Source organism: Streptomyces sp. NPDC003023 (assembly GCF_042888225.1).
Taxonomy (GTDB): domain Bacteria; phylum Actinomycetota; class Actinomycetes; order Streptomycetales; family Streptomycetaceae; genus Streptomyces.
The window spans coordinates 75,853-89,354 of record NZ_JBIAPL010000010.1; the positions used below are offsets into that span (position 1 = coordinate 75,853).

General features: G+C 66.8%; 11 protein-coding genes and 2 pseudogenes. 9 read left to right on the forward strand and 4 right to left on the reverse strand.

Annotation, left to right across the window (positions count from 1 at the left end):
* Positions 1 to 68 precede the first annotated feature (68 nt).
* Positions 69 to 1,088 (reverse strand): hypothetical protein, encoded by a 1,020-nt coding sequence (locus tag ACFYV1_RS27655; RefSeq protein WP_389398310.1) that lies wholly within the window; start codon positions 1,086 to 1,088, stop codon positions 69 to 71.
* Between the two features lie 521 nt (positions 1,089 to 1,609).
* Between ACFYV1_RS27655 and ACFYV1_RS27660 the strand changes: the two genes are divergently transcribed.
* Complete coding sequence (locus tag ACFYV1_RS27660) at positions 1,610 to 1,873, forward strand: hypothetical protein (protein ID WP_389398311.1); 264 nt, start codon at positions 1,610 to 1,612, stop codon at positions 1,871 to 1,873.
* A 191-nt stretch (positions 1,874 to 2,064) separates the two neighbouring features.
* On the forward strand, positions 2,065 to 2,286 hold the full coding sequence (locus ACFYV1_RS27665; protein ID WP_389398312.1) for a hypothetical protein: 222 nt from the start codon (positions 2,065 to 2,067) through the stop codon (positions 2,284 to 2,286).
* Positions 2,287 to 2,403: 117 nt separating this feature from the next.
* On the opposite strand, the gene ACFYV1_RS27670 is transcribed toward ACFYV1_RS27665, so the two are convergent.
* Together ACFYV1_RS27670 and ACFYV1_RS27675 are read right to left on the reverse strand one after the other, a co-directional pair.
* Positions 2,404 to 3,606, reverse strand: coding sequence for a hypothetical protein (locus tag ACFYV1_RS27670; RefSeq protein WP_389398488.1), 1,203 nt, complete (start codon positions 3,604 to 3,606; stop codon positions 2,404 to 2,406).
* A gap of 222 nt (positions 3,607 to 3,828) precedes the next feature.
* Positions 3,829 to 4,347, reverse strand: a pseudogene (locus tag ACFYV1_RS27675) (TniQ family protein); the annotation flags it as partial.
* Positions 4,348 to 4,554: 207 nt separating this feature from the next.
* Between ACFYV1_RS27675 and ACFYV1_RS27680 the strand changes: the two are divergent.
* From ACFYV1_RS27680 to ACFYV1_RS27700, 5 genes and pseudogenes are all read left to right on the forward strand, one after another.
* Positions 4,555 to 5,436, forward strand: coding sequence for a TnsA-like heteromeric transposase endonuclease subunit (locus tag ACFYV1_RS27680; RefSeq protein ID WP_389398313.1), 882 nt, complete (start codon positions 4,555 to 4,557; stop codon positions 5,434 to 5,436).
* Positions 5,433 to 7,808, forward strand: a complete 2,376-nt coding sequence (locus tag ACFYV1_RS27685) for a transposase (protein WP_389398314.1) — start codon at positions 5,433 to 5,435, stop codon at positions 7,806 to 7,808. Before ACFYV1_RS27680 ends, ACFYV1_RS27685 begins: the two co-directional genes overlap by 4 nt.
* Positions 7,805 to 9,052, forward strand: a complete 1,248-nt coding sequence (locus ACFYV1_RS27690) for an AAA family ATPase (protein WP_389398315.1) — start codon at positions 7,805 to 7,807, stop codon at positions 9,050 to 9,052. The genes ACFYV1_RS27685 and ACFYV1_RS27690 overlap by 4 nt, the downstream gene beginning before the upstream one ends.
* Positions 9,049 to 9,519 (forward strand): annotated as a pseudogene (locus tag ACFYV1_RS27695) (TniQ family protein); the annotation flags it as partial. The gene ACFYV1_RS27690 and the pseudogene ACFYV1_RS27695, both read left to right, overlap by 4 nt.
* Positions 9,520 to 9,732: 213 nt before the next feature.
* On the forward strand, positions 9,733 to 10,956 hold the full coding sequence (locus tag ACFYV1_RS27700) for a hypothetical protein (RefSeq protein ID WP_389398489.1): 1,224 nt from the start codon (positions 9,733 to 9,735) through the stop codon (positions 10,954 to 10,956).
* Between the two features lie 53 nt (positions 10,957 to 11,009).
* On the opposite strand, the gene ACFYV1_RS27705 is transcribed toward ACFYV1_RS27700, so the two are convergent.
* Positions 11,010 to 11,642: a hypothetical protein gene (locus ACFYV1_RS27705; RefSeq protein WP_389398316.1), complete on the reverse strand. Its 633-nt coding sequence runs from the start codon at positions 11,640 to 11,642 to the stop codon at positions 11,010 to 11,012.
* Between the two features lie 192 nt (positions 11,643 to 11,834).
* Here ACFYV1_RS27705 and ACFYV1_RS27710 point away from each other — a divergent pair, with 192 nt between their 5' ends.
* Both ACFYV1_RS27710 and ACFYV1_RS27715 read left to right on the forward strand, forming a co-directional pair.
* The gene (locus tag ACFYV1_RS27710) at positions 11,835 to 13,118 is read left to right on the forward strand and encodes an IS4 family transposase (protein WP_389398317.1); all 1,284 of its coding nucleotides are present in this window, start codon (positions 11,835 to 11,837) and stop codon (positions 13,116 to 13,118) included.
* The gene (locus ACFYV1_RS27715; protein WP_389398318.1) at positions 13,093 to 13,446 is read left to right on the forward strand and encodes a hypothetical protein; all 354 of its coding nucleotides are present in this window, start codon (positions 13,093 to 13,095) and stop codon (positions 13,444 to 13,446) included. Before ACFYV1_RS27710 ends, ACFYV1_RS27715 begins: the two co-directional genes overlap by 26 nt.
* The last annotated feature ends 56 nt before the right edge of the window (positions 13,447 to 13,502 follow it).

Below are 13,502 nucleotides of genomic sequence, written 5' to 3' on the forward strand. Positions count from 1 at the left end.
ACCGGGCCGTCCCAGTCGCGGGGGTTGCGGCCTGAGCGCCACTTGGCCCGCTGTGCGTGCGCCTTGCGTCAGTACTGTTCGACCTTGCCCTCGGCCAGCAATTCGAAGAGGCCTTCCGCGACACCGGAGAAGGCTTCGACGCGGGTCCCGTTGAGCCGGAATACGTGGTCAGTCCCCAGGAAGCGGGTGCCGCTGATGACCTGTTCGGCGTCCTGGACGATCCCGGTGCCCTCGTGGACGAATCCTTCGAAGTACTGCCGCCCCTGCCGCTTGGTCAGGTATTGGGCCGTGGGGTTCCCGCCGCCGGTGAAAGCCATCAGCCCTGCCGCCCCGGCCCGCGCAGTTGCTCGCTTGAACCAGGCGTAGTGCTCGGGCAGGACCTGGAATCCACCACCCCGCCTGGGCTTGTCCTCGCCTTCGTCCGGCGGGAATTGCACCTCCGGGTAGATGTTCTCGTCGCGAAGGTCCTTGTCCGCATCGGCTGCCGGATCGCCCGGCTCGACGTGCAGGGCGGCTGCGCCCGGGGTGTGCAGGGCGTGCACGACGACGCCGCCCTGACCAAGCAGTTCGGAGGAGATCACCAGGCTCGGGGTGTCGCCCCAGGGGCCTATATGGAAGGCCTCCACCTGGGCCGAGGCGCTCGCCAACTGCGTTTGCACGTACGGCGTCTTGGCGTGGGTCCCGCGGCAGGCCAGCGGGATGATCTTCGATGGCTCGCCGGGCTTCCACGCCTCCAGCAGGAAATCGGGCCGCTGGCGCACCCAGTCACGCCGCTGTACGTCCCTGCCGACCAGTGCCCATCCGGCCTGCAGTGCGATGTCGGCGTCGATCACGGCGACCGCATGATCCGGGTACTGCTTACGGACGATGCGCTCGGCGAGGACGAGGGCGAAGCCCTTCCCCAACTCGCTGGACTGCACCGTCTTGTAATGCCGCCGGGGATTGAGGCCCTCCGCCGACAGTGCCATGTACTCCCCGGACTTGCCTTCCAGTGCCTGGCAGTACTTCAGGCCACCCCAGTGCTCGGCCAGGCCTCGGCCCGCGCCCTGCCGCCCCAAGACGAGCGCGCGCCCCAGGGCGTGCAGCACTTCCCAAGGAGTCACAGTGAAGGACAGTCCCGTGTGGGCGGAGGGGATCGCCCTCAGCCCCTCCTTGCGACGCGGTATCTCGCGGTCGTCGAGTCGGCGCTGTTCGTCGTCCTTGGCGACGGCCTCCTCAACGGACGCGACCAGGGCCTGAGTTGAGTACACCTGTACGTGCCAGGGTTTGTTCAGATCCGTGAGTACTTGCGCAGCGTGCCTCGGCATTCCGCCCCCGTTTCGCGATCACGCGATATGACGGGGGCGGACATTAGTGCCGGGCGGTGGGGCCCGTACAAGGGGGCACGTGCGGGGGGCGGCTGAAATCGATGCGCTTCGATTTGTCCACGGCGTGGGCAACCGTGAGGTGAGCCAGGAGAAATCGGTGTCTGACGGGAGTGGCTACGGACAGTCGTGGGCGTGAGGGATTGGCTCGATCTTCTCGGGTTCGCGGCCGGCTGTCTGGCATGGTGCCGGCAGGGTTAAACGTTCATGGACCATGAACTGGACTATTGCGCGTTCTGTGTTCGGTGCGGCGACAGGTGCTGTGGGGCTTCTGGCAGATGTGGAGCCACTGGCTCACGGGCGGGCGGGTGCAGGTGCTTGCCTTGCGCAAGCGAGTTGGAGACGGAGGCTGGTCCGTAGCGACGGAGGTGGTCAACGTCGGCCGGCAGGACGTGACCGTCGTGGCGTACACGGTCTGGCTGGACGTCGACGGAATGCGGTGGAGATGCTTCAAGTGGAAGGTTCGCATGCTGTTCCGTGTCGGCCTCAGCCGGATACGGAGCACTTGATCACGATGCCGCCCTCATTCAGTGTGCAGAGCAGCGGTTGGCTGCGCTCTGGCCCCGTGAGTGTCCAACTGCCGGTGACGGTGCGGGCCGGGACCATTCTGCGACTGCCGGGGGTCGGCATGGGATGGGAGTAGGACACGAAGTGCGGGCCGCGGGTCGCGATCCACATAGGCTCCGGGAAGATCGTGCAAATGGCGGCGGTGGCCGCGGACGTCTTCGAGCCGTTGCACATCGACACCGCGCACCGGATCCATGGGTACATGAACGTGGACGTACGGTCGGACGAAGCGGTGCGCCGTCCGGACGGCGGCCCCGCAGGACTGATCCGGGTCGCTGTCAGCGTGAGAAGCCGCAGCGCCAACCGGGTCAACAGTGTGATCCAGCTCGGTCGTCCGCCCGACGATGCCACGTGATCAAGATGTGGCCAAGGCGAGCCTTGCCACCGTGTCGCGTCGACCACACGCGAGGGTTCGCTCGGCGCACCGACGAAGAGGGCCTCTGGGGATGTAGGTCGCGTCTTGAGGAGGCCTCTATCTGCGCAGGCAGGCGGTGGTGTCTACGCCCGACAGGGGTGCGTTCAGGTCGCACCGGGCTGCAACCTGATCCGCGTATCGCTCGAGCCGGCCTTGTAGGGCGACATGGCCACTCGTTTGTCTGGTGAAGTACTTGTTTGCCTGCCTGAGTACCGCCTTCGTGTCGGGCAGTCTCTCGCCGATCCCTTCGGCTCGCACCAGCGGGCAGAAGAGGTGATCGCCGTCGGTGGCGCGGGTCCACACGATCACTGACCCCGCCCTACGGTGACGCGGCTCAGTGACCTGGAGACGCAGATCACGCGTGAGATCCCGCCAGTCGCCGATCGGGATGTCCCACTGAGCCAGTCGCTGCCGTCGGTGCGCAAAGTCGATCCGAGCCGGGTCCTGTTCGATTTCGTGCGCGATCGCCTCCACCGCCTCCTGGAACTGCGCCCATGCCCCGTCGGGGCAGCGGCCTCGCAGCTGCGTGAGAGACGACCGCACAATGCTCCGGGGCATATCTAAGAGTTGCGCACACGTGGACACTGCGCTGCCGGACGCCATCTCCACGAGTTTGAGGGAGGCTGCCCTGCGGATGAAGGTGACGTTGTCGCGCGAGGGGACCGTCAGCTGTTCCGCGAACCCCTGAAAGTGTCGGTGGTACCAGCCGAGCGGAATGAGTTGGGGTACGTACTGAGTGCTGAACTGGCTTGCGCGTGAGGGGGGTCGGAGTCGGTCGGTCGCCCTTCGGGACCCCTTGGCAAGGAAGCCTCGGTGTTGTGGTGCCAGGGCGCGAGCGAGGGGTTCGGACAGCGACGGGTTCTCGAACAGACCCAGGAACCGGCGGTTGTTCTGCCGGAAGGCCCGTTCAGCCAGCGTCTGCATGGCGGCGTACAGCTCCGAGGGTCCGCCGACGGAACGCAATTGGTCGGCCTGCAGGAGAAGTGCCGCACAAGGAAGAGCTTGGTGTGGCGGGCCGCCCAGCTCTCCGCCCCTCGGATTGTTGGCGTCTGCCTTCGCCAGCGTCCGCTGGACGCCTTCTATATGAGCGTCGAGGACATCGCTCATGAAGGACGGCATCGGCACGAGATCCGCTGCCGTAGGCCAGGACAGCTTGATCAGCTGAGCGACCATGATCAGATCGTCGAAATAGCCGGACCCACGGTCCCCGGAATTCAGTTGGCGCTCAATGCGCCGCTGGAGCGCGAGATACGGGGCCATCTGGTCGGGCGACAGCGTAGGAGATGGGGCACGCCGGCCGGAGAGGTCCGCTCCGCAGAGCATTCGGGGTCGTCGAGTGGGGGCGTCGGCATCGTGATGACGGCACAGCCCAGGGTGCAGTGCTTCACTCACAGGATGGAGAATCAGGGTCGACCGACGCTTCCCTGAACTACCCATGGGTCGGTGGCACTTGGGGCAGTCAGTTTCGAGGACCCGCGGATGTCGCGTACACGCGAAAATCACTGGAAGGTGCCAGCGCTGCAGCCATGGCCCTCCATGGGCACGCTGTGCGGGGCTGTGATCGCCAACGAGACACATCGGACAAAACCTGCTCGCTGCCAACAAGGCCCAGGAGGTGGCCAGTACACGACCATCGCCCTGCGCGCCCGCCCGGGCCAGCGGAGGGTACGCAGGCGCGAGACGGCGCAGCCCGAGGGCTGCAGCCTCGTCCGGAGCGAGGCCTGTGGCGGCGGCGAATGCCGCCAACGTGTGCGGACGCAACTCCACGAGTTGGTGGACGGGGAAATACCCACGCGCCACTCCCGTACCCGTACTGCGCAGCCGGAGGGGAACCAGTCCCGTAAGTTGGCCGATCCTGGCGGGCGATCGACGCAGACGATGTGCCAGCCGCAGGACATAGCCCGGCAGAGATTCACACTCCAACGGTGACAGGCTGCGCGGCAGGGATCTCCGTGCGGCGGCATCCATCCCGATCGATCCCTTCTCTGCCCTCAACTGCATGTGCGTGCACTCGATCCCGGCGTCCTTGCGGCCCGCGTGAGCGCTCTGCACGACAACAGATCAGCCCGAGCTTTCTCTGCGGACAGTTCCACCCCCAGATTCACTCGAACGTGTAACTCTCGAGAGTGTGGCCGTGTCACGGTGCCCCATGCGTCGTACCGTCGTCTCGCTCCTGAGTTAAGGATCATGAGACAGGGCAGGCCCCAGATGAACTCGCTTTATTCCGCCAGAAGTTGGCATTCGGCACCACCGGCACCCTCCCAAGCTGTCTGGTCGGACGCCTGCCGCCTTGAAGACCTCGCTCTTCTGGACACCGGGTTCACCGAACATGTGAAGACCTTGGACCTCGATGCGCAGTGGCCCGCGCGCTGGACAACTACATGGAAGTTCGGCCGCACTCCAATCACCAGCCCGGTACACGACCTGGACAAGGTGGATCTGCGGCGTAGTACTCCCGTGCGCCGCTTCACCTGGCGCACGGACCAGTTCCACCGCCCTGGGCTCGAATATCTGATGGCCACCGACCGCCACCATGGCTTCGAGAGCCACGAGGAGGAGCGCCTGCTGCTGGTCGCCGACTTCGCGGCCGGCCTGGTGGAGGCCTTATGCCAGCCCTTCCGGCTGCGGTTCCTCTCCGGCGGCAAGGCGATCCACCACACCCCGGACTTTCTCCTGGTGACGGAGTCCGGGCTCCTCTTGATCGACGTTCGTCCGGCGGATCGGATCAAGCCGGAGGACGCGCTGAAGTTCGCCGCCACAGCAGAGGCCGCATTGTCGGCAGGCTGGCAGTACGGCGTCGTGGCGGGATGGCACCAGCATGTGTGGACGAACGTGGACGCGCTCTCCGCCGAGCGGCGCCCGACACCGGATGTGCTGGGAGTCCAGGACCAGTTACGGGAGATTGCGGCGCAAGGACCGCTGCCGTTCGGCGAGTTGGCGGACCACTGCCGTATCCCGGCGATCGCCCGGGCCCATGCGATCCATTTGCTGTGGCACCGCCACCTCGGCGCGGATCTCTCAGGGCCGTTCGGAGACGCGAGCCTGATCCGCCTCGCTCCCCAGCAGCATCACCGGAAGCTGCCACAGTGAGCCCCGCGCTCGAATCCACGTGGAACCTGGAGCCCGGCGCCGAGTTGATCATCAGCGGCAGTGCATGGGAGATCAGGTCCTGTCTGCCCCATCTGGGCCAGGTCGCGCTCGTCGACGAGGACGGCGAGGTATGGAAGACCTCGCTGAGCGAGCTGATGCATCGCCCCGACTGCCGCCCCTCCACTCGGACCCGCAGGGATCTGCCGGCCGCGGACCGGGGTCGGCAGCCCAAGTCTTTGGATGACTTGGAGGAGCACGAACGCGAGATCGTCATGCTCCGCGTGGAGCACCTGCTGGAGGCCGAGACGGGGTATCGCAGCGGCGATCCGCTCGACGCGCTGCCGCATGAACCGCGGCCGCAGTACGACCCGGACACCACCACGCTGACCCAGCGCCGCGAGGCGAAAGCGAAGGAGCTACGGAAAGCCTCGGCCGAGGCCCCCGCGCAGGCGAAGGCGAACGGCTTGCACAAGGCGAGCCTGCGCACGCTGGTCCGGTGGGACACCGCACGGGCGAAGTACGGTCCGATCGGCGTCGCGGACGACCGCTGGCTGCGGGAAGCGACCGGGCACGCGATCTCCCCCGAACTGCGCGAGGCCCTCTTCGCGGTCTATGCCGAGGCCTCGGGGCGCCGCTCAAGATTGACCATGCGGGACGTAGAGCGGCTCATCCACCAGTACATACGCGAGGTATTCGAATCCGAGGATCCGGATGAGGACGCCGAACCCGCGGATATCTCACGTGTGGAGATCCCCTGCTACGACACCCTGCGGGCCATCTGGAAGGAGTGGTTCGGCTCCAACGGAGGGCGGCAGCGCTACGTACGCTCGGCGGCGAAGGCGAAGCAGTACGCAACTGGCCGGCACATCGTGGTCCACCGGCCCGGCCAGGTGGTCGCCCTGGACAGCACGCTGCTGCCGGTGAAGGTGCTGGACAACGTGTTCGGCGACCCGGTGTCCGTGTATCTGACGCTGGCTGTGGACGTCTACACCCGCTCGATCGTCGCGTTCCGCCTCAGCCTTGTCTCCGACAAGTCGATCGACGTGGCGATGGTGCTGCGGGACATGATGATGCCGCTGCCGATGCGTCCGGACTGGGGCAAGAACGTGGAATGGGCCTACCCCGGTGTCCCCGGCACGGTGGTCGCGGAGTTCGCCGGGTACGAGGTCGCGGGGCTGCCGTTCTTCGCTCCCGAGACCGTCACCACCGACCACGGCTCCGTCTACCGCAACCACCACCTGGTCGAGGTGCAGCGGGTCATCAAGGCGAACATCAAGCCCAGCCGCGTCCTGCGCCCGACCGACAAGCACTCCGTGGAGCGCACCTTCGGTGCCATCAGGTCGTTGCTGTTCGCCCTCCTCCTCGGCTACCAGGGCACGGACGTCGCCGACCGGGGCGTGGACCCGGAGGCCGACGCCTGCCTGACCGTGACGGAGATGGAGCACATCATCGCCACCTGGGTCGTCGAGACCTGGCAGAACCGGCGCTTCGGCTCGTACGCCCCCAGCTGGGACCCCCGCGGTGACCACAGCCCCAACAGTCTGTTCGCGACGGCGATGTCCCAGGGCGGCTTCGCCCTGCGGATCCCGCCCGCTGAGCTGTACTACCAGCTCCTGCCGCAGCACAAGCTCATGATCCACGGCAAGCGCGGCGTGAAGGTCCAGAACCTCTGGTACGACGGCCCGGCCCTCAATCCCTACCGCGGAAAACTCTCCCACCGAGGTGGGAAGTACAAGAACAGGTACGTGATCCACCGAGACCCGCGTGATCCGTGCTTCGTGTTCTTCAAGGACCCGAATACGCACGACTGGCACACGCTGCGCTGGACGGGCCTGCCCGAGGAGGGCGAGGTCCCCGCGTTCAGTGACGCCCGAGTCCGTGACGCCATGCGGGAACTTCGCAAGACGGGTCTCGCCCCGAAATCGGACACCGAACTCCTTCCCGTGCTCTTGGAGTTGATCGGTGGCAACATCCCAGTCGAGAAGTGGCCGTCGCAGCTCTCCAAACGGCAACGCACCGAGCACGCACGCGAAGTCGCCCAGGCGGCCGCGGCGGCCGCCGACCGGCCCAAGAACGCGGTCAAGAAGAAGCCGACAGCGCAGCCCGCCTCCGTTTCCGAAGTGCAGCCGAGCTCGCCCGACGGGAAGGTCGTCCCGCTGCGCCCGAAGGACCGCGCCGAGCAGGTACACGACGCGGTGACCAGCGAACGCCGACGCCGTCGCGAAGCCGCGGTCACCGACGAGCTCCCCACACCTCCTGATCTGTCCGAACGGCTGAGCTCCTCCAGCCTGTTGGCGCTGCTGGGAGACGACTTCGACGATGACGACCCCATCATCACGGCTGACGAGGCCGAGGAAGAGGCCAGCCAGTGACCTCAAAGAAGAACCCGCTGTCGTTCCTGCCCGGCCCGGCAGTGGACCGCACCACCGTCGAAGGGTGGAACCGATGGTGCGAGACCCGCGACGCCTTCGCCCCCGCACCGATCCTCACAGCCGAGGAGTACGGCCGCCTGACGAAGCGCCAGAAGCGGATTCACGACCTGCACCGTCTTGCGACGCACAGCTCTCTGCCGATCCAGGCCACCCCGATGAGCGAGCGCGTCGCCCACGCGGTGCTCGCCCGCGTTGAGGACGGCGCCTACAGCCACAAGGCTGGAACCCGCGGCGGCATCATGGTCAACGGCGACGGCGCCCAGGGCAAGACTGAGACCATCTGTGAAGCCCTGGCCGTCTTCCAGAAAGAATGGCTGGCCCTCCACAACTACGCGAACCCCGACGCCATGCCGGGCACCCGCGACCTGGTCGCCCCCGTCGCCTACGTCCGCTGCCCGGTCAAGGCCACCCCCATCTCCACCTGCCAGCGGATCCTCGACTTCTATGGCGAGGACTACAAGGGCATGCGTCTGGAAGACCTCGTACGTACCGTGAAGACCGCCGTCGTCGAGCACGCCACCAAGGCTCTCGTGATCGACGACATCACCCGTCTCAAGCTCCACCGGGAAGCCGACCAGGACGTCCTCGACCTCATCCGCGAAATGATGAGCATGCCTGTCACCCTCATCCTCGTCGGCGTCGGCATCCCCACGTCGGGCCTGCTGCGCGAAGGCCGCCGCGATCCCAAGACCGAGGAGTGGGTCTACGAGCCGGTCAAGGACCGCGGCCGCAGCCCCAACGACCACGCCGCCAGTCAGCATGAACGCCGCTTCCAACTCGTCGACCTCGGCCCGTTCAGGTATGTCACGCCGGCGGAGATACAGGCGTGGGTGGCCCATCTCCGGCGCCTGGAACGCGAGTTACGGCTGCTGACCAACGCCGCCGGCATGCTCACCGAGGGCGACATGCCCGAGTACCTGTGGAAGCGCACCAAGGGTGTCGTCGGGATCCTGGAAAAGCTCATCCAGCACGGCTGCCGCCGCGCCATAGCGGACAAGAGTGAGCGCCTGACCAAGGAACTGCTCAACCAGTTCACCGTCACCCCGGACGATATGCCCGACCTCGACGCGGCTTCCGGCGAGCAGCCCCACATCCCGCTCCACGAGCCGACGCAGAAGAAGAAGCCCAAGGGTCGCAACACCGTGTTCGATGACGACGGTCCGGCCGCAGCCGATGCCGGATGACCGAGGTACGGCGCCGTGCGCTGGCCCGGAGCCTGCAGCCGCTGCCGGAGGAGTCGCTGCCCGGATACATCCTCCGACTGGCCTACCGGCTTGGGCAGTCCCCAGCCCGCGTCGGCGAGTTGTGCGGGCTCAGCACCTTGCACCGCCGTCTGCCGGCCGACTATCTACGCGCCTTACCCGCGCAACCCGCCCACGCCCTTGCCGAATCCGCACGACTCACCCCCACCGAGGTACAGGCGCTCACATTCGCCGGATCTGGACTCACCTCCACCTACGCGCCCCTCGGCAGCCCCAACCTGAACCAGGGCTGCAATTACGCCGCCACACGACGGCGTTGGGCCATGAACCTGTCCAGCCGCTTCTGCCCCCGGTGCCTGGCAGGCGACGGGACCCCCGTGCAGAACGCTCTCGGTGGCGCCTGGAAACTGCGCTGGCACCTTCCCGTTGTCTTCGCTTGTCCCGAACACTCGGTCCTACTGTCCGCTGTGTGCCCTCACTGCCACAACGCACCCAACCGTCCCCCGCGGACAGAGCGCGTCGGCCTGCTCATGGAACGCGCCAGAACCGGCACTCATCCTGCACAGTGTCGTCATCCTCTACCTGCCACGCAATCCCGCTCGGCCGGCACCGACCTCTTCTGTGCAGGCCGTCTCGATCGGACCGTCCCCGGCCCGCCGGAAATGACGCCCCAGGACCTGGGCCAGATTCGCTCGCTCCAACTCCGCATTAATCAGCGCCTCTTCCCCGAACATCCGCAACCTGGTAGATCAACCCCGCACTACTTCCCCGATCTGATCGCCATCGCACACCTAATCAAGTTCAGTTGGCCGGCGGGGGCCGGTCTGATCCGCTCCGCGCACCTGGCCGCCCTCGTCGACACCCACGCCATGGCGATCTCCAGGCAACTCGCTCAGCCGCTCCATCCGGGCCCACGTCCCTCCAGCCCGTGGCCCGCTCCCGACGATCCCGCCCAGTCCGCAGCACTCCTCCTGGCCGCCGACACACTGCTCGACTACCACGAAGGTGACGGCACCAACCTGCGCGAGCACGTCCAGCTGCTGGCCCGGACGGCATTCGACCGTCTGCCGCCCAATATGGCCGCGGGGTTCCGCCGCATGGACTTCTCACCGAACCTCGCCCGCGCACTCGCCCGTCGGACCAACGGCTTCTACCAGGCAGGCGGCCATCGCAATGCGAAACTCCACGCGCCGTCCCGAGAGTGCAGCTTCTCTGGTGAACACGTCCCCGCGCTTCTGCCCGCCGACCTGTTCACCAGGCACTTCAGCGAACTTTGCAGCGAAATCGGGCCGCTCACGGAATGGAACGCACGCCACCTACGCCGCGCCGCTTCCTTGAAGCTCGTCGAGATGGCCGCCGGCGGCACATGGTCCGCATGTGCACGAACGCTCGCCCTGCCGTGGAACACCACACAACAGAGCCTGAAGGTCCTCAAGCACCTCTTCGCCACCACCGCATCGCGAGAACCGTTCGACCGCGCCGTCGAACAAGTCGCTCGCACTCTGGACGGCAGCACGCCTCGGATCAGCTACGCCCAACGCCGCCGCACGCTGGCCACGTGGCAACTGCCCGAGGACGACTGGGCGGCGCTGTGCGAGGGACTCACCACTCTCAAAGGACGTCCGACATCGCCCAGTTCGCAGGCAGCCACCGCCCTGGTCTGGGCTCATGTCACTCAAGGTGACTACCTCCACAGCCCCGTGCTCACCGCGCTACGACGGGCCGGGGAAAGCACCACTCGCCTGGTCGCGGCAGTCAACCAAACCCGCCGCGCCTCCGGCAGCACGGGAGATAGAACGCACCTCCTTCATCGCCTTGGACACTACGCAGATCAGGTGGCATTGGTCTGCGACCAATCGCCCGGATCTGCCGCCGCCCCGGCATAGCCGAGACTCACCGACCGGATCACGGCACGGAGACCTCGTTGGCCGAAGTGGCCTCAACCTGCTGCCTCGCCGGTAGAACCGGCCGACGCCGCGCGGAGGAAGACCAATGCGACCAGCAGGACCATCGCCGTCTGGTGGCGCGGGGGAAGCGACTCCCACAGATCGTGCGCGATGGCGTTCCGGAGGTTCGGCCCCGCCGTCGGTTCGGCGAGCAGCAGCAGGAAACTCCTGGCCCATGCGCTTCCGGCCAAGTCCGGCGTATCGGCCAGGGAGCGCAGGAGACCCCCCAGCTGGCCGACACCGCCGGCGGAATTGCCCTTGGCTAGGTTGATCACCGGAATGTGCAGTTGGAGGTAGCGGCGCAGGATGTTCTCGGCCAGGGGGACCGCGACGAATACGGCGATCTCGTCGTACTCCCAGTACAGCCGGAAGGCGCGGGCCAGCAATCTGGCGCGCTTGGCGGGAAGAACGACCGGATCGGTGAGTGCCGTCATCATCTCCCCAATGGTGGGCTCGAAGCGCTCCCAGAGCACATCCAGTTGGTAGCTGATCAAGACGCCGGTCAGTTCGAGGCGGATGACGCGCTGGTCCTGCCCGGGGTCGGCCTGCTGTCCCGCGTTGTGGACGAGCACCGGGCCGGCCGTGTTGATCCGGTTCGTGTCGAGGCGGAGGAAGGTGGGCCGCAACCCCTGTTCCTCGCCCTCGGCGGTCGGGCCTTGTTCCCACGGCCGGGTAGTTAACGTTTTCGCAGGTCACGCAAGCCAGTTGAAGGATTTCCGACGCAGAACAGCGGAGCTCGTTGGTACAGGCAGTCGTCCAAGACAGCTTGTACTTGAGGAGCTCCGTTGCCGTTTCATCCTGTCCTGCCGTCCCCGGTGATGACCATCACCCATACAGTCACAGTGGCCGCGGGCAGGTTCGCGCCCGGGCATCTGGGCGAGCTGACGGCCGTCGTTCCGTTCGAGCTGGTCGACGCGGTCCTGGAGGAGACGCGGTCGGTGCAGCGGCGACTGCGTGATCTCCCGTCGCGGGTCGGGATCTACTTCCTGCTCGCGATGTGTCTGTTCCCTGAAGTCGGCTACCGGCTGGTCTGGGACAAGCTGACGGCCGGGCTGGCCGAAGTGCCGGTGGCCTCCCCGACACCGAACGCCCTGCGTGATCTGCGCCGACGACTGGGCAGTGCGCCGGTGCGGGCGCTATTCGAGGTTCTCGCGGGGCCTCTGGCCCGGCCGACGACACCCGGCGTGCGGTTCGGGCCATACCGGACTGTGTCATTCGACGGCTGCAGTTCCCAGAAGGTCCCCGACTCCAGGCGAAACAGAGCCTGTCTGGGGCGAACCTCCCACCACGGCTATCCCACAATGGAGTTGATGACGCTGGTCGAGACCGGCACACGAGCCTTGCTCGGCACGGTGTTCGGTCCCACCGCAGAGGGCGAGACCAGCTATGCCTCGCGCCTGCTGCATCTCCTGCGGCCGGACATGCTCGTCCTGTGGGACAAGGGCTTCGACGGCAACGACTCCCTCGCCTCCGTCACCGCGACCCGCGCCCAGTTCCTGGGTCGGCTCCGCAGCAACCGGCGTACCCCCGTCCTTACACGTCTCGCCGACGGCTCATACCTGTCGGTGATCGCCGCCGAGAAGGTTCGTGTGATCGACGCGAACATCACGGTGACCTGCGCGGACGGCACCGTCTTCACCGGCTCCTACCGGCTGGTCACCACCTTGACCGACGTCGGCCGCTACCCTGCGGCCGTGCTGGTGGGCCTCTACCACCAGCGGTGGGAACACGAATCTGCCTACTACGCGCTCCGCCACACGATCATGAACGGGCGCGTCCTGCGCTCGTGCGACCCGGCCGGCCTCGAACAGGAGATGTGGGCCCTGCTCACCCTCTACCAGGCCCTGCGCACCATGATGGTCGAGGCCGCCGAGTCCAAGCCCGGCACCGATCCGGACCGCTGCTGTTTCACCATCGCCCTCCAAACCGCCCGCGACCAGGTCGTCCAGGCCGCCGCCGTCATCACCGAACCCGCCGATGTCGGTCGCGTCGGGCTGATCGGGCAGCGGATCCTGGCCCGTCTCCTGCCGCCCCGACGGCAGCGCGTCAGCACCCACCCGCAAGGTCAAGTCACCAATGTCCCGTTACAGCACCCGCCATGACGACGGCAGGCCCGATACCAGCCGCACCATCACCGGTCTCGGCATCAGCGTCCTCGAACCTCGCGAACTACACCCCCAACTCCCCGCCATCTCCCGCGACGACCGGAACACCGCCCTCGCCGACCGCCGCCGTCACCGGATCCTTGGCCTGCTCGAGGAAGACCCCACCCGCCTCTGGCGCCCCCGCGACATCGCCTCCCACTTCGGCGACATCACCATGGAGACCATGTACCGGCAGCTCTCCAGATGGGCCGAGACCGGCCTCATCCACAAACTCGGCCCCGGCCTCTACGCCGCCACAGCATGGACCCCTACACCCTTTGCGTGACCTGCGAAAACGTTAACTACCCGGCCTTGGGACAGGTCCCCCAGGGGCTCCGGAGG